This window comes from Reichenbachiella sp., from assembly GCF_039969095.1.
Classification (GTDB): Bacteria; Bacteroidota; Bacteroidia; order Cytophagales; family Cyclobacteriaceae; genus Reichenbachiella.
The window spans coordinates 382,469-407,448 of the sequence record NZ_JBDVOL010000011.1 but is presented as its reverse complement, the minus strand read 5'-3'; the positions used below and the strand labels follow the sequence as shown (position 1 = coordinate 407,448).

24 protein-coding genes are annotated in these 24,980 nt (G+C 37.6%); 9 read left to right on the top strand and 15 right to left on the bottom strand.

The window, feature by feature from the left end:
- Positions 1-12: 12 nt before the first annotated feature.
- The 4 genes from ABJH98_RS10395 to ABJH98_RS10380 form a co-directional block, all read right to left on the bottom strand.
- Complete coding sequence (locus tag ABJH98_RS10395; RefSeq protein ID WP_348307606.1) at positions 13-318, bottom strand: hypothetical protein; 306 nt, start codon at positions 316-318, stop codon at positions 13-15.
- Positions 319-411: 93 nt separating this feature from the next.
- Positions 412-1,164, bottom strand: a complete 753-nt coding sequence (locus tag ABJH98_RS10390; protein ID WP_348307605.1) for a succinate dehydrogenase/fumarate reductase iron-sulfur subunit — start codon at positions 1,162-1,164, stop codon at positions 412-414.
- A gap of 8 nt (positions 1,165-1,172) precedes the next feature.
- A complete protein-coding gene (locus ABJH98_RS10385) occupies positions 1,173-3,095 on the bottom strand; it encodes a fumarate reductase/succinate dehydrogenase flavoprotein subunit (RefSeq protein WP_348307604.1) in 1,923 nt (640 codons plus the stop codon).
- A 31-nt stretch (positions 3,096-3,126) separates the two neighbouring features.
- The gene (locus ABJH98_RS10380) at positions 3,127-3,813 is read right to left on the bottom strand and encodes a succinate dehydrogenase cytochrome b subunit (protein WP_348307603.1); all 687 of its coding nucleotides are present in this window, start codon (positions 3,811-3,813) and stop codon (positions 3,127-3,129) included.
- A 318-nt stretch (positions 3,814-4,131) separates the two neighbouring features.
- Here ABJH98_RS10380 and ABJH98_RS10375 point away from each other — a divergent pair, with 318 nt between their 5' ends.
- The 3 genes from ABJH98_RS10375 to fabD are packed head-to-tail and all read left to right on the top strand — an operon-like array spanning position 4,132 to position 8,400.
- On the top strand, positions 4,132-7,089 hold the full coding sequence (locus ABJH98_RS10375) for a gliding motility-associated C-terminal domain-containing protein (RefSeq protein WP_348307602.1): 2,958 nt from the start codon (positions 4,132-4,134) through the stop codon (positions 7,087-7,089).
- Positions 7,068-7,481, top strand: coding sequence for a DCC1-like thiol-disulfide oxidoreductase family protein (locus ABJH98_RS10370; protein WP_348307601.1), 414 nt, complete (start codon positions 7,068-7,070; stop codon positions 7,479-7,481). Before ABJH98_RS10375 ends, ABJH98_RS10370 begins: the two co-directional genes overlap by 22 nt.
- Before the next feature lie 46 nt (positions 7,482-7,527).
- Complete coding sequence (gene fabD / locus ABJH98_RS10365) at positions 7,528-8,400, top strand: ACP S-malonyltransferase (protein ID WP_348307600.1); 873 nt, start codon at positions 7,528-7,530, stop codon at positions 8,398-8,400.
- Here fabD and ABJH98_RS10360 read toward each other — a convergent pair.
- The 5 genes from ABJH98_RS10360 to ABJH98_RS10340 all read right to left on the bottom strand — a co-directional run bounded on the left by ABJH98_RS10360 (position 8,397) and on the right by ABJH98_RS10340 (position 12,078).
- The gene (locus ABJH98_RS10360) at positions 8,397-9,188 is read right to left on the bottom strand and encodes a M48 family metallopeptidase (RefSeq protein ID WP_348307599.1); all 792 of its coding nucleotides are present in this window, start codon (positions 9,186-9,188) and stop codon (positions 8,397-8,399) included. The genes fabD and ABJH98_RS10360 overlap by 4 nt on opposite strands.
- Positions 9,185-9,676, bottom strand: coding sequence for a DUF4870 domain-containing protein (locus ABJH98_RS10355; protein WP_348307598.1), 492 nt, complete (start codon positions 9,674-9,676; stop codon positions 9,185-9,187). The genes ABJH98_RS10360 and ABJH98_RS10355 overlap by 4 nt, the downstream gene beginning before the upstream one ends.
- A 2-nt stretch (positions 9,677-9,678) precedes the next feature.
- Positions 9,679-10,263 carry a DUF4389 domain-containing protein gene (locus ABJH98_RS10350; RefSeq protein WP_348307597.1) on the bottom strand — a complete coding sequence of 195 codons (585 nt, stop codon included), beginning with the start codon at positions 10,261-10,263 and terminating at the stop codon, positions 9,679-9,681.
- A gap of 89 nt (positions 10,264-10,352) precedes the next feature.
- Positions 10,353-10,775 (bottom strand): RidA family protein, encoded by a 423-nt coding sequence (locus ABJH98_RS10345; protein WP_348307596.1) that lies wholly within the window; start codon positions 10,773-10,775, stop codon positions 10,353-10,355.
- A gap of 13 nt (positions 10,776-10,788) precedes the next feature.
- Positions 10,789-12,078 (bottom strand): aminopeptidase P family protein, encoded by a 1,290-nt coding sequence (locus tag ABJH98_RS10340; protein ID WP_348307595.1) that lies wholly within the window; start codon positions 12,076-12,078, stop codon positions 10,789-10,791.
- Between the two features lie 281 nt (positions 12,079-12,359).
- On the opposite strand from ABJH98_RS10340, the gene ABJH98_RS10335 reads away from it, so the two are divergent.
- From ABJH98_RS10335 to ABJH98_RS10315, 5 genes are all read left to right on the top strand, one after another.
- Complete coding sequence (locus tag ABJH98_RS10335; protein ID WP_348307594.1) at positions 12,360-13,592, top strand: pitrilysin family protein; 1,233 nt, start codon at positions 12,360-12,362, stop codon at positions 13,590-13,592.
- A gap of 66 nt (positions 13,593-13,658) precedes the next feature.
- Positions 13,659-14,066, top strand: coding sequence for an EVE domain-containing protein (locus tag ABJH98_RS10330; protein ID WP_348307593.1), 408 nt, complete (start codon positions 13,659-13,661; stop codon positions 14,064-14,066).
- A gap of 57 nt (positions 14,067-14,123) precedes the next feature.
- Positions 14,124-15,692, top strand: a complete 1,569-nt coding sequence (locus tag ABJH98_RS10325) for a hypothetical protein (RefSeq protein ID WP_348307592.1) — start codon at positions 14,124-14,126, stop codon at positions 15,690-15,692.
- Between the two features lie 71 nt (positions 15,693-15,763).
- Positions 15,764-16,312 (top strand): bifunctional pyr operon transcriptional regulator/uracil phosphoribosyltransferase PyrR, encoded by a 549-nt coding sequence (gene pyrR, locus ABJH98_RS10320; protein ID WP_348307591.1) that lies wholly within the window; start codon positions 15,764-15,766, stop codon positions 16,310-16,312.
- Positions 16,309-17,235, top strand: a complete 927-nt coding sequence (locus ABJH98_RS10315; protein ID WP_348307590.1) for an aspartate carbamoyltransferase catalytic subunit — start codon at positions 16,309-16,311, stop codon at positions 17,233-17,235. The genes pyrR and ABJH98_RS10315 overlap by 4 nt, the downstream gene beginning before the upstream one ends.
- 102 nt (positions 17,236-17,337) lie before the next feature.
- On the opposite strand, the gene ABJH98_RS10310 is transcribed toward ABJH98_RS10315, so the two are convergent.
- Complete coding sequence (locus tag ABJH98_RS10310) at positions 17,338-18,264, bottom strand: hypothetical protein (RefSeq protein ID WP_348307589.1); 927 nt, start codon at positions 18,262-18,264, stop codon at positions 17,338-17,340.
- Positions 18,265-18,292: 28 nt separating this feature from the next.
- Positions 18,293-19,537, bottom strand: coding sequence for a CHASE2 domain-containing protein (locus ABJH98_RS10305; protein WP_348307588.1), 1,245 nt, complete (start codon positions 19,535-19,537; stop codon positions 18,293-18,295).
- A gap of 253 nt (positions 19,538-19,790) precedes the next feature.
- Between ABJH98_RS10305 and meaB the strand changes: the two genes are divergently transcribed.
- Positions 19,791-20,780, top strand: coding sequence for a methylmalonyl Co-A mutase-associated GTPase MeaB (gene meaB / locus ABJH98_RS10300; RefSeq protein ID WP_348307587.1), 990 nt, complete (start codon positions 19,791-19,793; stop codon positions 20,778-20,780).
- Here the strand turns inward: meaB and ABJH98_RS10295 are convergent.
- The 4 genes from ABJH98_RS10295 to ABJH98_RS10280 all read right to left on the bottom strand — a co-directional run bounded on the left by ABJH98_RS10295 (position 20,761) and on the right by ABJH98_RS10280 (position 24,913).
- A complete protein-coding gene (locus ABJH98_RS10295; protein WP_348307586.1) occupies positions 20,761-21,483 on the bottom strand; it encodes an ATP-binding protein in 723 nt (240 codons plus the stop codon). The genes meaB and ABJH98_RS10295 overlap by 20 nt on opposite strands.
- Complete coding sequence (cobC, locus tag ABJH98_RS10290) at positions 21,480-22,040, bottom strand: alpha-ribazole phosphatase (protein WP_348307585.1); 561 nt, start codon at positions 22,038-22,040, stop codon at positions 21,480-21,482. Before cobC ends, ABJH98_RS10295 begins: the two co-directional genes overlap by 4 nt.
- A gap of 254 nt (positions 22,041-22,294) precedes the next feature.
- Positions 22,295-22,945 carry a diphthine--ammonia ligase gene (locus ABJH98_RS10285; protein WP_348307584.1) on the bottom strand — a complete coding sequence of 217 codons (651 nt, stop codon included), beginning with the start codon at positions 22,943-22,945 and terminating at the stop codon, positions 22,295-22,297.
- Between the two features lie 54 nt (positions 22,946-22,999).
- Complete coding sequence (locus ABJH98_RS10280) at positions 23,000-24,913, bottom strand: TonB-dependent receptor (protein ID WP_348307583.1); 1,914 nt, start codon at positions 24,911-24,913, stop codon at positions 23,000-23,002.
- Positions 24,914-24,980: the final 67 nt, after the last annotated feature.

Here is a 24,980-nt window from a genome sequence, read left to right as displayed (position 1 = left end):
AAAAATAATCTCTTATTCAAAATTAAAGATGTCAATATCACAATCAATAGCAAATTCTAAAATTGTAAGTCCGTCTTCTTCAGAAAAATCTTCGTTCTCAAATTGACTCTTACTAAATTCACTTGTTACTTTATCATAAAAGCAATCGCATTGCTCTTGGTTGCCTTGTTCTTCAGAAACGCATTCTGCTTTAATTGCTTCAATTTCCGCATCGCTCCAACCATTATCATCGTCATCATCGTCACTACATGAAGTAGAGATAAATAAAACAGGCAGAATAAAAGCCGCCATCATAAGTACATTTTTAAACTTGTTCATAGTATTTAGTTCGTGGTTAAAGTAATATAAAAATAGAGCGTCACTGCTAATTTATTTCAGCAATGACGCTCTATTATTTTTTTAAAATTAAAATTAGATATTGTCTGAAGATGCTTTAGCAGACAAGTACTCTCTGTTCAATCTAGCAATGTGAGTTACGCTAATCTCTTTAGGGCAAACCGCCTCACAAGCCTGGGTGTTGGTGCAGTTTCCAAAACCTTCTTCTTCCATTTGTGCGACCATATTTTCTACACGAGTTTGACGCTCAACTTGTCCTTGAGGTAAAAGAGCCAATTGAGAAACTTTCGCTGCAGTGAATAGCATAGCTGATGCATTTTTACATGCGGCAACGCAAGCACCACATCCGATACATTGAGCAGCATCCATGGCCTCATCAGCGATCACTTTAGGAATAGCGATTTCGTTGGCATCAGGTACTCCGCCTGTATTCACATTGACATATCCACCTGCTTGGATGATCCTGTCGAAAGAGCTTCTGTCTACTACCAAATCTTTATGCACTGGGAAAGCAGCTGCTCTCCAAGGTTCGATCACAATAATGTCTCCATCTTTGAATGATCTCATGTGCAGCTGACAGGTAGTTACAGCATCTTTAGGGCCATGAGGTTTGCCATTGATATACAATGAGCACATACCACAAATCCCTTCTCTACAGTCATGATCAAAGTGTATTGGATCATTACCAGCTCTTGATAAATCTTCGTTGAGAACATCGAGCATTTCAAGAAAAGACATGTCCTCAGAAATATCAGAAACTTTGTACGTTTCGAATCCACCGTTATCCGTGGCGTCTTTTTGTCTCCAAATTTTTAATGTTAAATTCATATCTCTTCTTATTTATAGCTTCTTTGAGTCAATTTCACATTTTCGAATTCCAGCTTCTCTTTGTTGAGCTTTTCTTCTTTGCCTTCTCCCTGATACTCCCAGGCGGCTACATAAGAAAACTCATCGTCGATTCTTAAAGCTTCACCTTCAGGTGTTTGTGATTCTTCACGGAAGTGACCACCACAAGATTCTTTTCTGTTTTGAGCATCATCAATCATCAACTCTCCAAGCTCGATGAAATCAGCTACTCTATTGGCTTTTTCGAGAGACATATTCATCTCTTCGTTATCACCCAATACTTTAACATTTTTCCAGAATTCTTCTTTCAAAGCTTTGATTTTGCCTTTGGCTGTTTTCAGACCTTCTTCATTTCTGGCCATACCACAGTATTCCCACATGATGTGCCCAAGTTCTTTATGGAAATCATCTACCGTTTTCTCTCCGTTGATACTCAACAGTTTTTGAATTCTTTCCTTTACAGCTGTTTCTGCTTTTTGGAATTCTTCGTGGTCCGTTGGAATCTTTTCGTATGGCATGTCTGCCAAATAATCTCCAATAGTATAGGGCAATACGAAGTATCCGTCTGCCAATCCTTGCATCAAGGCACTAGCACCAAGTCTGTTGGCACCGTGATCTGAGAAGTTGGCTTCGCCAGCTGCATAAAGCCCAGGAACTGTGGTCATCAAGTTATAATCAACCCAAAGACCGCCCATGGTGTAATGCACCGCTGGATAGATCATCATTGGCATTTCGTAAGGATTATCTCCCGTGATTTGTTCGTACATGTCAAACAAGTTGCCATACTTTCCTTTTACAGTTTCTAGCCCATCTCTTTTGATTGCATCAGAAAAGTCTAAGAAAACGGCCAAACCTGTATTGCCTACGCCACGACCTTCGTCGCACATTTGTTTGGCATTACGAGAGGCTACATCTCTTGGTACTAAATTTCCAAAGGCAGGATATTTTCTTTCCAAGTAGTAATCTCTATCTTCTTCGGAGATTTTAGCAGCATCAACTGCTTTCAATCCTTTGACTGCTGTCTTAGGTACCCAAATTCTTCCATCATTTCTCAATGATTCAGACATCAAAGTCAATTTAGACTGATGATCGCCCGATACTGGAATACAGGTTGGGTGAATCTGAGTGTAACATGGGTTGCCGAAGAATGCACCTTTCTTATGTGCTCTCCATGCAGCGGTTACATTCGAGCCCATGGCGTTTGTCGATAGGAAGAATACGTTTCCGTAGCCTCCTGTTGCCAACACGACCGCATGAGCGCTATGTGATTCGATTTCGCCTGTGATTAAATTTCTTGTAACGATGCCTCGTGCTTGGCCATTTACAATTACTACATCAAGCATTTCTGTTCTGGCGTGTAGTTGAACTTTGCCTGACGCTACTTGTCTACTCAAGGCACTGTAAGCACCTAATAATAATTGCTGTCCTGTTTGACCCCGTGCATAGAAGGTACGCGATACTTGAGCACCTCCAAATGACCGGTTGTCCAATAATCCACCATAGTCTCTTGCAAAAGGAACACCTTGAGCAACACACTGATCGATAATATTTACAGATACTTCGGCGAGACGATGGATGTTTGCCTCACGACCTCTATAGTCACCGCCTTTGATGGTATCGTAGAAGAGTCTAAAAACAGAATCTCCATCGTTTTGATAATTTTTTGCAGCATTAATACCGCCTTGTGCGGCAATACTGTGTGCCCTTCTTGGACTGTCTTGAAAGCAGAAGGATTTAACGTTGTATCCTAGCTCACCAAATGAGGCAGCTGCGGCGGCACCAGCTAATCCAGTGCCTACTACGATTACGTCATATTTTCTTTTGTTGGCTGGGTTGACCAGTTTGCTTTTGAATTTGTGTTTCGTCCACTTTTCAGCTAACGGTCCTTCAGGTATTTTCGAATCTAAAGCCATTATATATGGGTCTTAATTTTTTATAAGTCTATTAAAGTGAAATATTCAAATACATCAGGATCGGAATAATTGCAAATCCAAATGGAATTAGAATTGAATAGAGAATTCCAAGCTTGGAAATGAAAGGGGTATATTTCTTATGATTTAATCCCATGGACTGAAATGCACTTGAGAATCCGTGCGAGAGATGAAATCCTAGAAAGATCATACAAATCACATAGAACGCCACGATTAAAGGATTTGAAAATGCAAAATCTACGATCGCATATCCATCAGGAATGGTCATTCCATTATACATGACTTCGGCGACTGTGCCATTTTTGAATTCATACCAGAACCCTTTTAGATGGGCAACTAAAAAGACTAGTGTAATGATACCTAACAGTGCCATGTTCTTAGAAGCCCAACTGCTTTTTGAATCTTTGGTAGCCACTTTGTAACGAACATTTCTGGCTGCCTTATTTTTCATAGTTAGAATGATACCATCTATGACATGCACCAATATGAAAAAGAAATTGCCATAAGAAACTACTTTAATCAATGGATTATTCGCCATGTTGTGAGCATATATGTTGAATGCCTCACCATCTGTTCCAAATAACAGCTGCAAATTTCCAGCCAAGTGAATGACTAGAAATAAAATTAGAAATAGCCCAGTCAGTGCCATCAAGAGTTTTTTGCCGACGCTGCCTGAAAGTGTTTGTGTAAACCAACTCATACTACGATTGTTGAAAATTTAGATGCTAAATGATGCCCCAAATATATACTTGGAGGGCATAGCAACCAATGGAATGCGAAATTCAGTTTTGGTATTTAGACTAATTATAAATTAAGGGCTGGGATTATTATGAATCTGATTCGACTTCTTTCAATTTATTTCCAGATTGCTGTATGATTTGAAGCAACAATGCCGTTTATCTTATATATTTAAAGCCAAAGAATCTATTGTTCCTTCTTAATTGGAAACAATATGAGTAGGGAATGAGTTGAAAGAATTGTTTCAACATTGAACTTGAATTATAAACCTTTGAATTTAATGACATACCGTTCGGCAATTAGAGTATTAGGGTTATTGATTTTCTCTCTGATTTTTTGTTTCGAGAATGTACTGGCTACTCATATTAGAGCAGGGGAAATTGTAGCTGTCCGTATTTCAAATTCAAATCTAACGTATAAGTTTACTGTTATAGGTTATACGGATACAGGATCCTCAGTAGTCTTTGGAGGAGGAGAAATAGATTTTGGTGATGGAACTGTTCTTAATTTATCCGAAAACGCTGAAGCAAGTGGAACCATACCATTGGAAGATGAAGTCGCGTATAATTTTTTCGAAATTTCACATACCTTTTCTGCTCCTGGTAAATACACAGTTAGATACAATGAGAGAAATAGAAATGCTGGCATTCAAAACATGTCCAATTCTGTAGACACACCTTTTTATATTGAGACTTCTATTCTGATTGATCCATTTTTTGGTCTTAATAATACACCTGTATTTTTAGTACCTCCAATAGATAAGGGGGCTGTGGGCGCCAAATTTCTTCACAATCCTGGCGCTTATGATAGTGATGGAGATAGTCTTTCCTTTAGAATTACAGATCCAAAACAATCCTTTGACCGAGTCGTAAACAATTATTTAGATCCAAATGATCCAGAGTTTTATGACAATTACTTAACAGGCAACGAAGATCAAAATGACAGACCAACCTTTGGAATTAATGCCATCAATGGAAATGTGACCTGGGATGCCCCTGGTGCTCCCGGAGAATACAATATTGCCTTTATTGTAGATGAATGGAGGAAAATTGAAGGAGAATGGTTTCTGTTAGGTTCCTTGACAAGAGATATGCAGGTCATTATCGAAGACACAGATAACGAAAGACCTGAGATTACGCCACCGCCAGATGTCTGTGTAGAAGCTGGTCATACAGTAAATGAAATCATTACAGCAACTGATCCAGATGGAGATGATGTGAGAATTGAGGCTTTTGGGGGGCCTTTTGAACAGAATGTAAATAGTGCAACCTTAGTGCCTGATGGTGAATATCAAGCTTCTCCAGCTAGTGCCACATTCAATTGGGAAACTTCTTGTGAGTTAGTAAGAAGAAGACCTTATGAAGTGCAGTTGAAGGCGACAGATGATCCAGAATTAGGACCGAAGTTGGTAGATTTTAAAACCTGGAATATCACGGTCGTGGCTCCAGCTCCAACAGGATTAAATGCTAGTGTGGAGCCGGGTAGAACAGTGGAACTAAACTGGGACTCTTATTCAGGTTGTGTAGGGGCAAGCGGAATGCAGATATGGAGGCGTGTAGATTCTTACGAGTTTTTAGCCGAAGACTGCAATGTAGGTATACCAGAATCAGCAGGATATCAATTGATTGATACTGTAAGTTTCGTAATAAATAATGATGATGAGGTTGAAGAGCAGCCTACCAGTTATTTGGACGATAATAATGGAGCTAAATTGGCTCCAGGCGCAAACTACTGCTACAGAATTGTTGCCATATTCCCAGAACCTGCCGGAGGTGAAAGTTATGCTTCGATGGAGGTATGTGCAGAAATGGGATTGACCGCACCGATCATTGTAGAGACTGATGTGGAGGAAACCAGTGAGACTACTGGTCAAATATTTCTTAAGTGGCAGCTGCCTGTAGATTTGGATTTAGATGATTATCAATATGAAGTTGTGAGATTTGCAGGGCTGGGAGGAATTACTAATCCGGACACAATAGCTACTGATATTCAAAGAATTACAGGTTTAGATTTCTTGACGTATACCGACACTGGATTGGATACAAAGTCGAATGCCTATCATTACGTCATTAACATGATGTTAATTGGGGAAGAAGAGCCTATCGATTGGTCTGCCCCTGCATCTTCAGTTTGGTTGGAAACCAGTTCTAGTACAGAAGCCATTATTTTGAATTGGGAAGCATTTACACCTTGGTCAAACATAGTACAGCCTTCTGCTGGAGATCCTGTAGAGAAGTATTATCATACCATCTACCGCCATGAAGGAGATGGGTTTGTTTCAGAAGATGATCTGGAAATAGCTGATTTTGATTCTTTGACCAGTGTAGATGCGGCATTGACTGGATTGTATTTTGAGGATATATATGATGAAGACACGAATCCGCTAGATCTCAATCTGGTGTATTATTATTATGTTGAAACCAAGGGTAGTTACGGCAATGATTTAATAGATGACGATCCAATTGTAAACAAATCCCAAATAAATTCTGCTCAGTTGGATGATGGTGATGCACCTGATTGTGCGCCTGTTTTGTCTTTCAATGAAGATTTTGATTGTGTCGCATTTTTATCGAAAGAGAAATGTTCGTTTTCTAATTATTTTAGAGATCTAAATTGGACTTATGATTTTGGTGAATGCGATCCAGATGTAAAGGCTTATAGAATCTATTTTTCTGAGGATGGCACTGAGGAGGCGTTTGGAGAAAGAGGTGAAGATTTTGTAGCAGAGGTTCAAGGCACTTCCTTCCAACATACAGGTTTAAGTTCATTCAAAGGTTGCTATCGAATCACTGCAGTGGATAAGGCTGGAAATGAAGGAGAATGGGACGAAGAACAAACGTTATGTGCTGACAATTGTCCGAATTATATATTGCCGAATGCCTTCTCTCCAGATGGAGACAGTCAATCGAGAAACGAAACCTTCACTCCATATACAGATATATTAAACAATCAGGAAGTTCCTGATTTTGACCTTGGACTTTGTCCAAGATTTGTAAGACAAGTGGAATTTAAGGTGTTTGATCGAGCTGGCGGTATCATTTTTGATTTTAACTCAGCACGCTCTGGAGGCGAGGGTCAAAGTGTGAATAGCATATTAATCAACTGGGATGGAACCACGAATTCAGGTCGGGAATTACCGGCTGGGGTCTATTATTATGGGGCAGATGTAACTTTTGATGTGCTAGATGAAGACGAAAGTAAGAAGACGATCAAGGGATGGGTACAAATAGTGAAATAGCCCATCTGGTTCTTTATGATGGGGTCTGCACCTTCTGCAATAGCTCTGTAAATTTTATTTTAGATCATGAACGCAATGCTTCATTGCATTTTACTCCGCTTCAATCTGAAAAAGGCCAAGCCATTCTGGAACAGTACAGCCTGCCACTTAATTACACAGATAGTTTGTTGTATGTGAATAATGGTGAACTTTCAACTCATGCTATGGCTGCATTCAGAATTGCACGATATTTAAAAACGCCATGGAATTGGATTTCGATTTTCAGGGTTTTTCCTTCATTCTTGACTAATTTCTTTTACAATCTCGTTGCTAAACATAGGTATAAACTCATGGGACAAGCTGATACTTGCATTTTGCCTTCGCCAGATGTTAAGGATCGGTTTTTAGAATGAACCCATTTCAATTAAGTTTGCTTTCAAAATTTTAATTAGATACAAAATGAAAGCATACGTATTCCCAGGACAGGGTGCTCAGTTTACCGGAATGGGTAAAGATTTATATGAGAGTTCTAGTAAAGCCAAAACTCTTTTTGAAAGTGCCAATCAAATCTTAGGTTTTGATATTACCAAGATCATGTTTGAAGGGTCTGCAGACGAACTGAAAGAAACTAAAGTTACCCAGCCAGCGGTTTTTCTTCACTCGGTGATTTCCGCATTGGTAAATGATGATTTTAATCCTGACATGGTAGCTGGCCATTCATTGGGCGAATTTTCTGCATTGGTAGCCAATGGGTCCTTGACATTCGAAGATGGTTTGCGATTGGTATCTCAACGCGCTCAAGCTATGCAGAAGGCATGCGAACTAAATCCATCTACAATGGCGGCAATTCTAGGATTAGAAGATGAGAAAGTCGAAGAGATTTGTGCTGGTATTGATGATGTAGTCGTGGCTGCCAACTACAACTGCCCAGGGCAATTGGTGATTTCTGGATCAAATTCGGGAATTGAATTGGCATGTGAGAAAATGAAAGAAGCGGGAGCCAAAAGAGCATTACCACTTCCTGTAGGAGGAGCCTTTCACTCTCCGTTGATGGAGCCAGCCAGAGAGCAATTAGCTGCGGCTATCGAATCGACTACATTCTCTAACCCCATCTGCCCAGTTTACCAAAATGTAGACGCCAAAGCACATTCGAACATTGAAGAGATTAAAGCTAACTTGATCGCTCAGTTGACTGCACCTGTCAGATGGACTCAGTCAGTTCAGCAAATGGTGTCAGATGGAGCTACAGATTTCGTAGAGTGCGGTCCTGGAAAAGTCCTTCAAGGATTAGTTAAGAAAATTCACAGAGAAGCCGAAGTTAGCGGTATTTAATTGAGATACCCTTTTACTACTTCCCAATCCAAAGGAATAGGAACTTCTTCAAAGTCATCAGATAATTCAAAATCTGATGACTTTTTTATTCTGTCATTACTCATAGGGTGAGTACTAATGAATTCCAATTTTTCCTGAATTATAGATTGATTTTTTGACTTCATTTTTATGAAAAATTGAGCTAATCGTCTTGGATTGATTTGGCTATCGAAAGCTAATTCCAAAGCAAAATCATCCGCTTCCTCTTCATTGAGCCGATCGAAAGAAGTGGACATGGTGAGTTTACTGATTTCGGAAATCAATACAGGGTCACCACCTGTCATTATGCTGAATAGGGCTTCTATGCCAATTGTTTTAATCAGTTTGTCCACAACATGCTTATGCTCAGCATGACCAATTTCATGTGCCAGTATTAAAGCTAATTCTTCAGCGGAAGTCACTTCATTTATCAATCCTGAGAATATATAAATATTACCGTCAAGGGTTGTGAATGCATTCGCTTCAGATTCATTGATAATATGAAATTTGTATTCATACTGAGCCGAATCTAAATTAGATAGTAAACGATCAGTGATGATCTGAATAGTAGAATCTAATGACTGATTGTGAATGAATTCAAAATCAGTCATTAGATGTTTGTTCATAAAGTCAGATAATTTTGCTTCTTTTTCAAGAGAAATGGTGAATGGATTTTCGATACGATCATAGTTGTAATAGGAAAACCCTGCCCAAATCATCGCGAAAATGGCAATCAGTATACCTAATTCTCTAAGTGCCCCTGATCTCATAATCTAGGCGGAAGATTTACATTACTTGATTCATCACCTTCATCATCTCTGATTTGATAAACTTGATGATAGCAAAGTTTGCCAAAAAAAAGGAAGTAGTACATTTTTCCATTTCTAGCTTTTACCGCACCTACAATACTAAATGCAAAGTAGGATAGGTTTAAAATAACTAACATGATCAGATAGCCATAGTACCTATCAGATGTTTCAAGGTTGTCAAAAAGAAAGATCTGCAATGTCCAATACATAGCTCCTGCATTGATTAATGTAGTTGGAACCTGACTCCAAAGTGATTGAAGACTATGGAATCGTACAAAACGCGTGTTTTTCTTTTGAACAAAATAATAAATCACCGACGCAATCAAATTGATAATAGGCAAAGGAAGTCCAGCTCCTATGGCTGCAAACATCATGAGGTAAGCCCCCATGGCATCTTCCTTTTCCTTTTTTGTGAGCTCGTCTGGTTGTTCGAGATCGTAATATTCCATACTTATTTCCCTGAAAATGGAGGATAATCATCAGTCATATATCCCATGTAGAGCTGAACTCTAAGTCCCCATCGCATAGTACCTACAATAAATTCATGCCATGATTCTGGAAATTTTCCAGTAAACAATACAGCCCACCATCCAAGGATCCAAAGAAACATAGTAGCAATACCTCTAAATAGAAGTAAAAAGCCATGAGGAATAATCACATAGAAAGCCCCAAATAGTAATTTGATCAACTGAGTGGAGCGACTTAGATTTTCTGGATATGGTATTTCCAATGTGAATGCAGAATCTTCGCTTTCCAAACCAAAAGAGGGATAGCCGTCAGCAAGATTATACACTCTCAAATTTACTCTTGTAGACCATTTCATCAGTTTGACCTGATATTCGAAAAAACTCTCTGGATAACTACCAGTGAACATGATAATAAGCCAGGATATGAAAGTCAATATAGAACCCCATAGCGCTAGAAACATCAAAATAAAGGCGTGTGGCAATACAATGTAGAAATAGCCAAAAAATGATCTTAGGAGCAGTTCGCTTCTGGAATATGACTCCTGATGTTTAACATTAAATGTCATCATAGTTTATTGTTTGGTTGTAAAACAAGAATCCAATATACTGCGAATTTCTGTTTGCGCCAATTTCAATAAATGAATACAATGATTTATATTCAATTAATCGTCGCCACACATTTCAGCTCTATGGCAATAGGAGTAGGAAGGCAATTGATCTCAATGGTCGTCCGGCAAGGTTGATTGTCTTTGAAATATTCCGCATAGATTTCATTATAAACCTTAAAGTCATCTTTCATATTCGTTAGGAAAACGGTCACGTCTATCAACTGATCCCAGGATGATCCAGAAGCTTCTAGAATTAGTTTTATGTTTTTGAAAACAGAATGGCATTGAGTAGCAATGTCATAGGATTTTATATTTCCATTTTCATCTAGATCTACACCTGGGATTTTTTTAGTTCCTTTTTCTCTTGGACCTACACCTGATAGGTAAAGTATGTTTCCGACCTTTCTAGCATGGGGGTAAAGTCCAACTGGCTCGGGCGCTTCATTTGAGTTTTTTATGGATTCATTATTCATTTCTGGGTTGTATTTATGCGTTCATCAAGCTTTCAATTTCTTCGGCATGGATAGGGATGTTTTTCATTAAGTTGTCTTGACCATTTTTGGTAATGACCACATTATCTTCTAGCCGAATGCCAATATTTTCTTCAGGGATATAAATCCCAGGTTCTACTGTAAGTACCATTCCAGGTTCAAATTTCTTATAAATACTAGCGACGTCATGTACATTTAGTCCCAAATGATGAGAGGTGCCATGCATAAAGTATTTTTTGTAAGCTGGCCAATCGGGGTCTTGATTTTCAATATCCATTTTGCTAATCAGTCCTAGGGCCAGAAGTTCCCTTTCCATAATTTCACCTACTGCTTTGTGGTATTCTGGTATGTCATTTCCGGGAGTTAATAATTCAGTGGCCTCATTTTTCACTCTTAGTACTGCATCATACACTTGTTTTTGTCTCTTAGTGAATTTTCCATTTACAGGAATGACCCTTGTCATATCGGCATTATAATTGGCATATTCGGCTCCTACATCGAATAAAATAATATCTCCACCCTTACATTGTTGGCTATTCTCTATGTAGTGGAGGACACAAGAATTAGCCCCACTGGCTACAATAGGATCGTAAGCGAACCGAGTCGCTCGGTTGCGCAAAAATTCGTATGACAGTTCTGCTTCCAATTCATATTCCCATACACCAGGCTTAGCAAATTCAAGAATCCTTTTAAATCCAATTTCTGTAATGTCACAGGCATGTTGAATCAGTTCAATTTCGCGCTGTTCTTTCACGCATCTAAGATCATAGATCAAAGGTGCAATTCTTTGATATTCATGTAATGGATAGTGCTGTTGGCACCATTTTATAAATCGATCAGATCTTGTTTCTACCTTAGACCCATTTCGGATATGTTCATTTGAGTCTAAATAAATATGTTCCGTTTCTGCCAGTACTGTGTTTAATATATTCTCGAATTCATTAAGCCACTTCACAGTCTTTATACCAGATGTTTCTTCTGCTTCTTCTTTGGTGTATTTATGGCCTTCCCATACGGCGATTTCTTCATTCGTTTCTCTCAGAAACAGCACTTCCCTGAATCGTTCGTCTGGAAAATCTGGCGCTAACAGTAAAATTGATTCTTCTTGATCTATACCTGATAAATAGAAAATATTAGCGTCTTGTTTGAATGGCATGGTACCATCAGCTGTTGTTGGCATTATATCACTAGAGTTGAATAGTGCTACTGAATTACCCTTGAGTTTAGAGATCAACTTCTTCCTATTGGTAATAAATAGATCATTACCTATTGGTAAATACTTCATGGTGATAATGTTTATGGTGAAATAGAAGAACCTACTTGTAATCGTAAATCTAGCGTTTCATTTTGAATGATAATTGACGCAGAAAATAATTTTTCCATAATCCGTCCTAAACCAAATTAAATATTCGCCCTAACATAAAAACAGCGATGATCGGAAAAGAGTAGAAAAAAACTCCATTATTCAATACATAGAGTTTCTCTGAAAAGTATAGGTATTCATTTCCACCTTTCAACTATTCAGATTTCCAAAATGTATAGCTTTGTCTATTCGAATGAAGGAATATGATGGATTATGAATTGTGGGAATTGCCCAATGGAATAAGAGTTGTTCATAGACAAGTTTCAAACACGAAAATAGCCCACTGTGCGTTGATGCTAGATATTGGAAGTAGGGATGAAGGCCCTCACCAGCAAGGAATAGCACACTTTTGGGAGCACATGGCTTTCAAAGGAACACAGAGACGAAAGGCATTTCATATTATCAATAGATTGGAATCTTTAGGTGGTGAGCTCAATGCCTATACAACTAAAGAAAAAATCTGTTTCTACGCAGCGGTTTTAGACAATCATCTTGACAAGGCCGTAGAATTACTGACTGATATTACTTTTAATTCTATTTTTCCAGATGCTCAAATCAACAAAGAGCGTCAGGTGATTCTTGAAGAAATGTCGATGTATGCAGATAGTCCCGAAGATGCCATTCAGGATCAGTTGGATAGTTTGGTTTTTAAAGATCATCAGCTAGGGAATAATATATTGGGTACTCAAGAGAGCGTAAGATCTTTCCGACAAACGGATTTTCTTGATTTCGTCAGTGAGAATCTCGATACCGAACGTATGGTTTTTTCTTCTGTTGGTAATTACTCCTTGAAGAAGTTGAAAAAAATCGTGGAGAAAAACCTAATTCAGTTCGAGCGAATTTCTTGCGAAAGAAAACGTAAATTGGTGAATGGCTATATGCCACAGTTGGATAAAAAGAAGAAAGAAATAACGCAAGCTCATATCGGGATCGGCTGTCGTGCCTTTGATATTTATTCAGATAAAAAAGTGCCATTTTTTGTTCTAAACAATATTTTAGGTGGCCATGCCATGAATTCAAGACTCAATTTGAGCCTTCGAGAAAATCATGGTATGGTTTACAACATTGAATCAAATTTTCAGGCATTTACCGATACAGGTTTGTTTAGCATTTTCTATGCTACTGAACCTGCCAACTTGGAGAAGTCTTTACAACTCGTCCAGAAAGAAATTAAAAAACTAAAGGAGGTCGAGCTAGGTTCCAAACAACTCCAAACCGCAAAAAATCAAATCAAAGGTCAAATGGCAATGTCTGAAGAGAACAACCAAAATTTCATGCTTATGATGGCCAAAAGTATGCTGGATCATAAAAGGATTGAAGGGTTGGATACGGTATTTGAAAAAGTAGATCGTGTGACAAGATCTCAGCTTCGAAATCTTGCCAATGAATGTCTGAATTTTGATCAGATGAGTGTGCTTAAATTTTTACCGTTATAGTATATGGCTGTTTGTATTGGTCTTTTTAATATTTAAATTTCAATTAGTAAATTGAAATGAATATTTATGAATTATTGGTTGATCAAATCTGAACCCAATGCCTATTCTTGGGATGATTTTGTAAAACTAGGAAAAGACCACTGGGATGGTGTTCGTAACTACGCTGCTCGAATGCATATGAAGAATATGAAATTGGGCGATCTTGCCCTTTTTTATCATAGCGTCAATGAAAAATGTATCGTAGGAGTAGCTAAAATTGTTAAGGAGCATTACCCTGATCCTACTACGGATGATAATCGATGGGTTGTTGTTGACTTGGTGCCTGAGTTTAAGCTGGGCAAAGCGGTGGGTCTTGAGCAAATCAAGAATGATAAAAGACTATCAGAAATGGTACTAGTGAATAATTCGAGACTATCAGTTCAGCCAGTAAAAAAAAAGGAATTTGAAATTGTCTTGTCTTTAGGACAGAAATGAACGTAAAAGAGTAAGGGTATTGGACTACTAAATCCTTTTTTAAGTAAGATTAAAGAAATGAGAAAAACTGCTTACATATTAGTTTTATTGATCATCGGCATTCAAAGTTTGTCACTGGGACAAAAAAAGAAAAAAGAGGCGGAGATTGACACTGTAGAGCAGGAATCGTTTATTGTTCAACCCAAAAGAATTGAATTTGAAGTGGGCAACAAGGATGAGGATTTCGTCATCATTTCAGCAAAAGAGCGTGGGTTGTTGGTGGTGAAAGAGACTCGTAATCGAACGGAGACTGGTTTTATATGGGAAATGTATTTAGTAGATAGCCTTCTAAATGTAGTCTGGGATAAAGCACTAGCAGTGAATTATGGATCTGTATTTTTGGGTTATGATTATAGTGATGAAGGATTTTTCTTACTCTACGGAAAGTCTGAGTACAAACTCGATGATATGACTGTTTATCAAATTGATTTATCTGGGGAAGAAATTTATTCACATGCCATCAAATTAGCATTACCATTGGAGTTAAGTCATTTTGAAGTGGTTTCTAATACTTTAATTTTTGGTGGGGTATCAAATCTTAGACCAGTAGTTAGTACGATTGATTTGGATGATCCAAAGCCTAAAGTCATGCCCGGGATATACAATAACAACAGTAGTATTATTGATGTGCGTACCGATAAAAAAACGAACAATTTTACGATTGTACTGAGCGAACGAACAATTCATAAACAGACCACAGTTTCTATTAAAACGTTTACTGAGAAAGGCGAATTAGTGCACACAGAAAGTATCAAAGCCGAACATGAAAAAAGTTTGTTAGATGGAGTTTCTACCAGTTTCGACAATGGTACTCAATATATCGCAGGTACTTTTTCAAAAAGAAAATCTGAATACTCGAGAGGCTTGTATCTAGCTAAGCTTAATCTGGGTATGCAGGAATTTATCAAATACCATGATTATGGAGATCTTGAAAATTTCTTTTCTTATATGAGAGCGAAAAGGGAAGAAAGAGTGAAGGAGAAAATCGAGCGAAAAAAAGTAAAAGGGCAGAAGGCGAAATTCAATTATCGATTGTTAATTCATGATATTATAGAAAGAGAAAATGAATACATATTAGTTGGAGAAGCTTATTACCCCAAATATTCAAACTATGGAAGTAGTAATTTTTATTCTTCTAATAATTTCAACTCCAATGATGGTTTTTCGAACCCTAATTTTATTGGCTTCAAGTACACTCATGCTGTTGTAGTTGGGTTTAGTAAAAAAGGAGACTTGTTATGGGACAATAGTTTTGAGATCAATGATTTGTTGAGTTATTCATTAAAAGACAATGTTCAAATTAGTGTTGAAGACGACCGTATAGTGCTTCTCTATGTTTATGAAAATGTCATTAGGTCAAAAATCATTCAGAACGATGAAATCCTAGAAGGCAAGAGCTTTGATCCAGTAGAGTTGCATTTTAAATCTGATGAAGTTCGAAACAATGAAAAAGAAATGGAAGGCCTGGAAAAGTGGTTTGACGGTAGTTTTTATACGTTTGGCATACAGCACATCAAGAATTTGAAAGATAAAGACGTGAAACTGAACCGTCGTGTATTTTATATAAATAAGGTACAATATCAATAATCTGAAATCTTCTCTTGAAAATACTTTTATATGTGAAGGGCTAATTTCTATATTTGCATAATCAAAGACACATGCAAAAGAGACTTCTTCTTAATAGCCATCACCTCAGCATCACCATCTCCCGTCTTTGTTATCAATTAATTGAAAATCACAACAAATTTGAAAACACAGTGTTGCTTGGTTTGCAGCCTAAAGGTATCTATGTAGCAGAACGTATTAAAGCCAAATTGGAAGAGGTGGTGAAGAAAACCATTCCATTAGGTTATTTGGATATCACATTTCACAGAGACGATTTCAGAAGAAGGGATGAGCTACTTGCTCCAAGCGAGACGAAAGTCCCTTTTATTATAGAAGATAAAAATGTCGTGTTGATCGACGATGTACTGTATACTGGACGGTCGGTAAAATCTGCCATGGACGCGATGGGTGCATTTGGTCGTCCCGCTAAGGTGGAATTTTTAGCATTAATTGATCGGGTGTATAGCCGAGATATTCCTGTAGAAGCCAATTATATTGGTAAACAAGTCAATACGGTGTTGTCTCAGAAAGTTCTCGTAGAACTCACGGAACAGGGCAAAAAAGAAGATAAAATTTGGTTGATAGATAATTCGAAAAAATGAGTCAATTGAGTAGCAAACATTTATTGGGTATCAAGGATCTTACACCAGATGATATTCAATTGATTTTTGAAACAGCAGACAATTTTAAAGACGTCATCAATAGACCCATTAAAAAGGTTCCCTCACTCAGAGATATTACTATTGCCAATGTCTTTTTTGAAAATTCTACAAGGACCAAATTGTCGTTTGAGTTAGCAGAAAAAAGACTTTCAGCAGATGTGATTAATTTTTCTTCATCTGGAAGTTCTGTAAAAAAAGGAGAGACACTACTTGATACGGTCAATAATATCCTCGCCATGAAGGTGGATATGATTGTTATGCGTCATTCCTCGCCAGGTGCTCCTCACTTTCTTTCCAAGCATATTGATGCCAATATTGTGAATGCTGGAGATGGAACTCACGAACATCCTACTCAGGCTTTGCTCGATGCATTCTCCATGAGGGAGAAACTTGGTGACTTATCAGGTAAAAAAATTGCAATCATTGGAGATATTATCCATTCCAGAGTGGCTCTGTCCAATGTGTTTGCCTTACAAAAAATGGGAGCAGAAGTCATGATCTGTGGGCCAGCAACGCTTGTGCCTAAATACATAACTTCGCTTGGTGTGAAAGTAGTTACAGATGTATTTGAAGCATTGAAATGGTGCGATGTGGCCAATATATTAAGGATTCAACTCGAAAGACAACACATCAAATATTTCCCATCACTTCGCGAATACTCGCTATATTTTGGTGTAAACAAGGAGATGTTGGATCGTTTAGATAAGGAAATAGTGATCATGCATCCTGGGCCAATCAATAGGGGAGTGGAGATCACTAGTGATGTAGCTGATTCTCAACATTCTATCATTCTCAATCAAGTTGAAAATGGTGTGGCTATCCGAATGGCTGTACTTTACCTCCTCGCTGGAGCTACAAAATAAATCCACTGATAAACCAGACTTTGATCTGTAATGTTTTGTTAGATATAACAAAAAAGGTCATGCCGTTCTGGCATGACCCTTCTATCTTAAGAACTCGTTTTCTTATTTTAATCCGTTTTTCGCTAGGAAATCGTCATAAATAGTTTTGAAATCCTCAACATCTGGAGAAGCAATTAAAGCTTTTTCGTATTGAGTCATTGCGTCTAAGATTAAATTATTTTCTTCATAGAATGAAGCGAAAATCAAATTGTTCAATGGGCTATCTTCAGTCAAATCTGATTTTAGAGCCTGTAGATTTTCGTTTATAGATGCAGCGTCATCTGCAGACATTCTCTTGATGCCATAGTCACCTGACTTGAGTTCGTCGTTGTCTTTTACTTTCACATTCAAGATTACTAATCTTTCATTAGCTAGATTATCATCTTCAAAGTTAATGCTCAGACTAGTATCAGTAGTTTCAGCATTATATATTTCCTCATCAAAAATATTCTTAATACTTACAACGTATGAAGCATCTTCTACTTCAGAAGCTCCTTCCCATCTGATAATAGCTTCAGGGTTGAGGATGTCTACTGAACTCGGAAGCAAAACTTTTAATGAAGAGCTTGATGTAGCACGTTCCACGGCTCCTGTAGCTTTCATATTACGTCTGTAATTTGAGCTTAAGTCTCCGTCATCTTCGTTCATTTTGTTCATTACGAACTGAGCATATTTATTAGCCACACTTGATTGGTTCTTAGCCAATTTAGTTTCTAAGTCAGTAATTTTTGTAACGCCTGGATTTCTTACTTCAATCGTTCTTCCCGATTTGTGCATCAATCCAATATACGCTCCTGATGCTGCGATCAATTCATCGCCAGACATTAAAGTTGCGCCCGTTTTTAACGGAATAGTTTCCCCTGTTTGGGCTTTTTTCACCTGATTGGCTCCTTTACTAGCTAATACTCTAAAAACAAAACTTTGTCCGTAGCTGGTATTGACTAAAAAGAATATCAGAAGAGTCGATGTTATGAATAATTTAGTTCTCATGATATATATAGATTTATAGATTACAAATTTACAATTTCTTTAATTCTCGAAGTTCTTTTCGACCTTCTTTTGTGAAAAGATTGACAAATACACCAAAGAAAACTTCGAGTGCATCCCCCGCAATTAATACAGCAACTATTGATAACGTTACATCGACCTTGTAATTGAAGTAAATAAAAATGACAAGGCTCAGTGTGAATATCGCACCAGCTTCTATTAATTGTGTAAGTTTTGTCAAGCCATCGTACCATCTGGGTACCACTTTATAAATTACTGTGAATAAAACAATATTTAAATACAAAATGACCAAAGCAAGTAAGTAGGCGAAATTATCGTCCATTTCATCGATGTAATCTTCAGCCATAATCATTGAAAAGACATTGGCATGAACTACGCCACCAAACATATCCGCATGAGTTTTCCCAACGTAGTTTTTGTTTAGTGGTGTAAAATATACATCGTCATTGGTCTTTCTGTCACCTAATTCGCTACCTAAATAGCAAAATATGACAGCTTTATCCTGGATTAAATCAGGAGCAAATTCCATATTTAGAACCTGATACCAGTCCAAAGCGTAATAAGCTATAGGCGAATTAGTAGCACCATAATCAAAAATGCTGCCACGATAGTTAATTGTTTCAATATTATTTCCTCTGGCCAGAAATCGATCTACCTTTTCTGGATCCATATATTGCGCTAATTTTACTGCAAATGCGAGCTCCTCTTCACCATTTACATATTCACGTACGGCAAATTGTCTGCACATTTTTAAGTCATCCTGATCTGCAGCTCCAGTAATAAAGTTTACAAATGCAGTTTCTCCATAATTGAATAACGATGGGTGAGACACAAGTAGTGTATCGAAATCATCGTCGTCGTCTTCATTAATCAATTTGCTATACATGATTAAATTTTCAACTCTGGATAGTGCATCAGATAGTTTTAAGTCTCCTAAAGTATCTTCCTTTGGATTTCTGAATAACATATCCATTCCTATCACTTTTGGATTGGCGGAGTTAACAATATTTACTAAGTCTGCGATCCCTGCTCTCGGTAAATCTCCAATGTTGACGATTATGAGATTCTCCTCTGCAACTGGATCTTCTCTCAAATGAGAGAAAACAATATCTGTACTTTCCATATCCGAAAACACTTCTCCGATAGGATCAAATACATCAAAAATATTGAAGGCAGTAACTCGAGTGACAAGAAAGGCTAATGCTAGGATGAAAAATAATGCGTAAATGGTCTCTAGCCAGAATTTTTTATACATGTCGGTTTGTTAAGATTAATAAACGTTCCTTTATTAAATATGAATTAGGAACAATTGGTAACCTTTTTCTCAATTCGAAATTAAAGCTAACTCTATCTTAGTTTAATTCAATTATTAATCGACCAATTACTCCAAATTATCTATAAACATAGGAAATCCAACTATAAGAAGTATTCGGATTCTTAATTATTTGATAAAACCCAAACTCATGTAATTTCATTGCTATCTTTAATTTTTTACTCACAAGTGTTTCATGAAAAGATTTGACCTCAAATATTATGTTGATGGCCTCAAGGCGCAAAACAATGTTATCTTAGCCCAAGCGATCACTTTAGTTGAAAGTAAGAGGGTAGAGGATCAAAAAATGGCAGATCAACTTCTGAATGAAGTAATACAAGATAGCACGCCATCAATTCGTGTCGGAATTACAGGTACACCTGGAGTAGGAAAGTCTAGTTTTATCGAAGGATTTGGTACTTACCTCATTGATCAAGGTAAAAAAGTAGCTGTACTTGCTATTGACCCAAGTAGCCAACGGACTGGTGGGAGTATTCTTGGAGATAAAACCAGAATGGAAACATTAAGTAGGCACCCAATGGCCTACATTAGACCATCTGCGTCTGGCAATACTTTGGGAGGTGTGAATAATCGTACCAGAGAAGCAGTGCTACTTTGTGAGGTGGCTGGTTTCGACGCCATTATTGTTGAAACCGTTGGTGTAGGACAGTCAGAAACATTGGTCAATAATATGGTTGATTTTTTTCTACTAATGATTCAACCTGGTTCAGGTGATGACTTGCAAGGAATTAAAAAAGGAATCATGGAGATGGCTCATGGTATTGTCATCAATAAAGCGGATGGAGATCAGGCCAAATTAGCTAGACAGTCCAAAAAAGATTTACTGAGCGCGCTTCATTTATTCGCTGCAAGCGAAACTGGCTGGTCTACTCAAGTAGAACTGTGTTCAGCCTTGGAGAAGACAGGCTTTGAGTCGGTTTGGCAAATGATAGCATCCTTTCAAAAAGAAATGATATCAAATGGATTGTTTTATCAAAACAGAAGTGATCAGAATTTGACTTGGTTTGAAGATCGAGTGAATTTTGGAATATTGCAGCAATTGGCAGATCAGCCTCATCTCAAAGCACTTAGACAAGAACTTGAATTGAAAGTTAAGCAAAACGAACTGTCTGTTTCCAAAGCCACTATCGAAATGCTGGATAGAGTCAAACAGCTATTGGCTTAGCCAGTGTAAGGTCAGCAAATTCAAATGCTGTTTTCACCTCTTCACCTGATGTTAATTTATGTTTATAAGTATGAACCATTATTTCATTTACATCTATGGATATGGGATGTTTGAAAATAGGGCCACCTATGGCAAAGGAATGAAACTCCCCATTCTCACCACATACATCTACTTCCGTGCTAAAAGCATCAAGCATAGTTTGCGAATACTCTTTACCGCAGATACTTTCTGGAAAAAGGTTTTGTTTTGCACAACAAATCAAGGTTTTAAAATTATTTTTCAAAAAGAATTGAGCTAGGTCGCTGGTTTTTTGTTTCCAAAGTGGGTAGACACCAATCAGCCCATTGTCACTTAACATCTGATCCCTATAAGCCTTGAGGTCTTCCAAAAATATATCTCCAAATCCAATGTGGTTGATCCCTTTGGTTCTTAAGTTGGAATAATAGCTATTCAATGCTTTTTCATAATTAGCATTGGTTGAGTCTGGATCTATAGAAATGAAATGTACAGGTAAACCAATTGATTCAGCCTGAGCTTTTATTAAATCTTGACTTATGCCATGCATTGAGACTCTTTTCGTTTCGCTAGAAATAGCTGTGTGCAATTCTACAATTTCATATTGAGTATCATTCATGAAATGATACAGCATCATACTAGAATCCTTGCCACCACTCCAGCTAATTGCGATAGGTGTTTTTGTCATTTTTTATTGATATAATCTACTGAGAATACAGCTTCATTCAGACTAATTTTTGTCACACTGCCATAATCAATTTTGAGTGTGAAGGTATCCTTTAGGGACAAGTTGAGTACATGTGACAAGATCGCTCTGATCGGACCGGCATGTGTAACAATCCCTGTGACTGATCTATTTTGAGATATGATACCCTTGAATATTTCTACCACTCTGATTTTTAACTGATTATATGTCTCGCCTTTTGGAGGTGCTTTTATTACATAGTTCTCCATCCATTCAGTTAATTTGGTTTGTGGTACGTCTTTCCATTTTTTCATTTCCCAGTCCCCAAAATTGAGTTCCATCAGTCGAGGTTCTTTTTGTACATTCACGTCAAATGAGTCGGCTAATTTTGCACACCTCTTTGAAGGACTTGAAAAAATATAGTCGAATGGCTTGTCAATTAGTTCACGCACTGATTTAGCATCTTGCTCAAAACTAGCAGATAGCTCGATATCGCTTTGTCCATAACAAATGCCCTTAGCGATTTTAGGAGTCGTATGTCTAATTAGATAAATTTCCATAGCAGTAGAACCAATAGGTAAAAGGTGATTTTAGAAAATTGTTGGCCAGCTTCCAAAACAATCACCGCATATCAACTAATCCATTTTTTGAAATAGTGAGACAACTACAATTTAACTAAAATTAATCCGGTAATTAATGAATGGATATATTGAACGTGTATATAGACGATTGTTAGAGTTTTTTTAATCATGGTAATTAGAAAATTGCCAACTATTTGGCAAGTATGTAGTCGTATGTTTTTGCCTTTGGTCGATTATGGTTTTATTTTCGTTTCAATGAAGCAATAGTTGTCGGTTTTTACTTTTTCACCTTTCTGTATATTAATTGATTCGTTGAAGAGAGGACAATCAATAACTAAGGTATGGTATTCTCCATTTTCTCCACATACATCCACGCCTTTGGATTCCAATTTTGGAATTAAATCTTTTGTAATTTCTTCTCCCAAAAATTCTAAACCTAACGTGTGATTACATGAAACTATGATGGCTCGTATCCCTGCATCAATAATGGATTCAACTAATTCTCGCCGATTGCCATGCCATAGAGGGAGGTAGGCTTCCAATCCTGCTTCTGCCGACACTTTCTCTTCCCAGTCTTTATGTTCTTGAATGTCAATATCACCATAGATCATGCCTCCGATTTCATATCGGCTTTTAATTTCTTTGAGATTCGCGATAAAATTCTCTTCGTAAGTAGACCAGGCTGCTGAAGCTAATTGGATGGGAGTACCAAGCGCTCTGGCTTGCGCTAGCAATACTTCTTTAGTCAATCCATGAGATTTGGAGTATGCTTGATTTTCATCCATTACATTCATGACGATCTTGAGTTCATCACCCTTATCCAACTGTTTCATCAAAGCAAAACAACTGTCTTTACCACCACTCCAAGAGCATCCTATTTTCATTTTTATAAAAGGGACCTGTCAGGTTTTCAAAACCTGACAGGTCAAATTAAAAGCTTAAAATTGATAATTTAGACCTAATGTAGCGGATCGACCTCGAGTAGTGTATCCATATATCCCGATGAAATCGGTATCAAATACATTATTGATCCCACCATAAATTGACAAGTTGTTGTTGATCAATTTGTAACTAGCAAAAAAGTCTACTACGCTAAAAGAACTAAGATCAGTTTCCACAGACGCAAAGGTTGCAGAATCCCAGTAAGCAACAGTTCTTTCCCCCGTAAGTTGATATTTTATTGAAACATCAAGGCTTTCCATTGGGGATACGACCAAACCAGCTCCTACTTTGTATGCAGGAATTCTATAAAAATTGGATTCTTCGTCTGTTGTTACATAACTGTAGTTGGCGTTCAGACTAATACGACTTGAGACTGACCAATTGGCATCAAGTTCGAATCCTTTGACCACTTGCTCATCTGTTCCATTATCGTAAAAACTTACCCAGCCACCGTTGTCGTCAGGTGCCCCACTGAAAATAATTGGATCAGTTTCATCTCTTCTGAAGTAAACGGTATTTAATGTCAATTTCTCACCTAGGTAGAAAGAAACACCACCTTCATAGTTAGTTGATCTTTCCGGTGACAAGTTTTCATTACCATATATAGAGTACAGTTGATAAAGGCTTGGCGTAATATAAGAAGTAGATATTGAAGCTAATAATTTGAGCGACAGCTCATTATTCAGCGGCAATAAGAAGGATGGATTCAAGTTGTAAACGAACTCAGAGTCATATACGCTATGTGTGTTTAATCTAACACCGGCGTGAATATTCAAGCCAGAGCTGTGATCAAAAAAAACGGAAGCATATGGGTCTACTATGTTGAAATCATCATATTCAGCTTCTGGATTAGCTAAAATTTCCTTGGCCGATAGTTTCTGAATATTGATTCCAACTAAGGTTTTGAAATTGTCATTCCATTGATGCTCATTGGACAAATCGGTTTGAAGGTTTTTGGATTTGTATTCTGAAGGGTAAGTGCTTTCGAATGCTCTTGTACCAGTATTCAACAACACACTTAATTTTACCAACCCATCACCATAATCAAAGCTTGGTGTGAAGCCAATTCTAAATTGCTCTCCATTGTTTTGATTGTCAGCATCGATGAATGGGCCATCGTCATAGTCCGCAGAAAACTCATCATAAGCCGCGTTGAAATCTAAATTCAATTCTTCGGTGGCTTGCAATCCTATTTTAATGTTAGCATTTTTTTGATTCATACCATCTTTGGTATAAGAAGAGCTAGAATTTTCATCTGAGGCAGCCGAAAATCCTTCGGCATCCATCAGGCTACCACTCACCATATAGCTCAATTGGTCTTGTTTGCCATTGACATTGGCTGATATTTGATGGGTTTCAAATGAACCATAACTATAGTCTACTTGTCCATGAACGCCGTCTTGCTTTGCTTCCTTTAGTTTGATGCTAATAACAGCTGCAGATGCACCAGTGCCATAAAGCGTGCTCAAACCGCCTTTAAGTATTTCAATAGATTCTATTTGACTAACTGGTAAAAAACGAAGGTCGAAAAAGGCGTCAATACCAGATGGGTCATTTAGAGGTACACCATCAATAAGAATCAAAGTATTTTTATTTCTACCTCCTCTTACGAAATAGCTAATATTTGCACCAGGAGCACCAAAGTTGCCATCCATTTGAATACCAGGTACTTCATTAAGTAAATCTGCTGCTGATTTACCAGCATTTTTTTCAATGTCTTTAGCAGTTAATTTGTAGATGGTTTTACCAGATTTTTCTACTGGTATTTCGAATTTGGTGCCTGTCACCACCAACTCGTTCATGGAGTAGGTCGTCAGTTCTTCTTGTTCTTGGGCTTGTGCCCAAAATCCTGTTTGTAAAAATAGCCCTGTGGCTAAAACGTGTTTGAGATTAATTTTTGAAATTCTCATAGTAATTTTTAAAAGGTTAAAAAACTATGAGCCTTTGTTAGAAAAAGGGAATAGTAGCATTTGACAT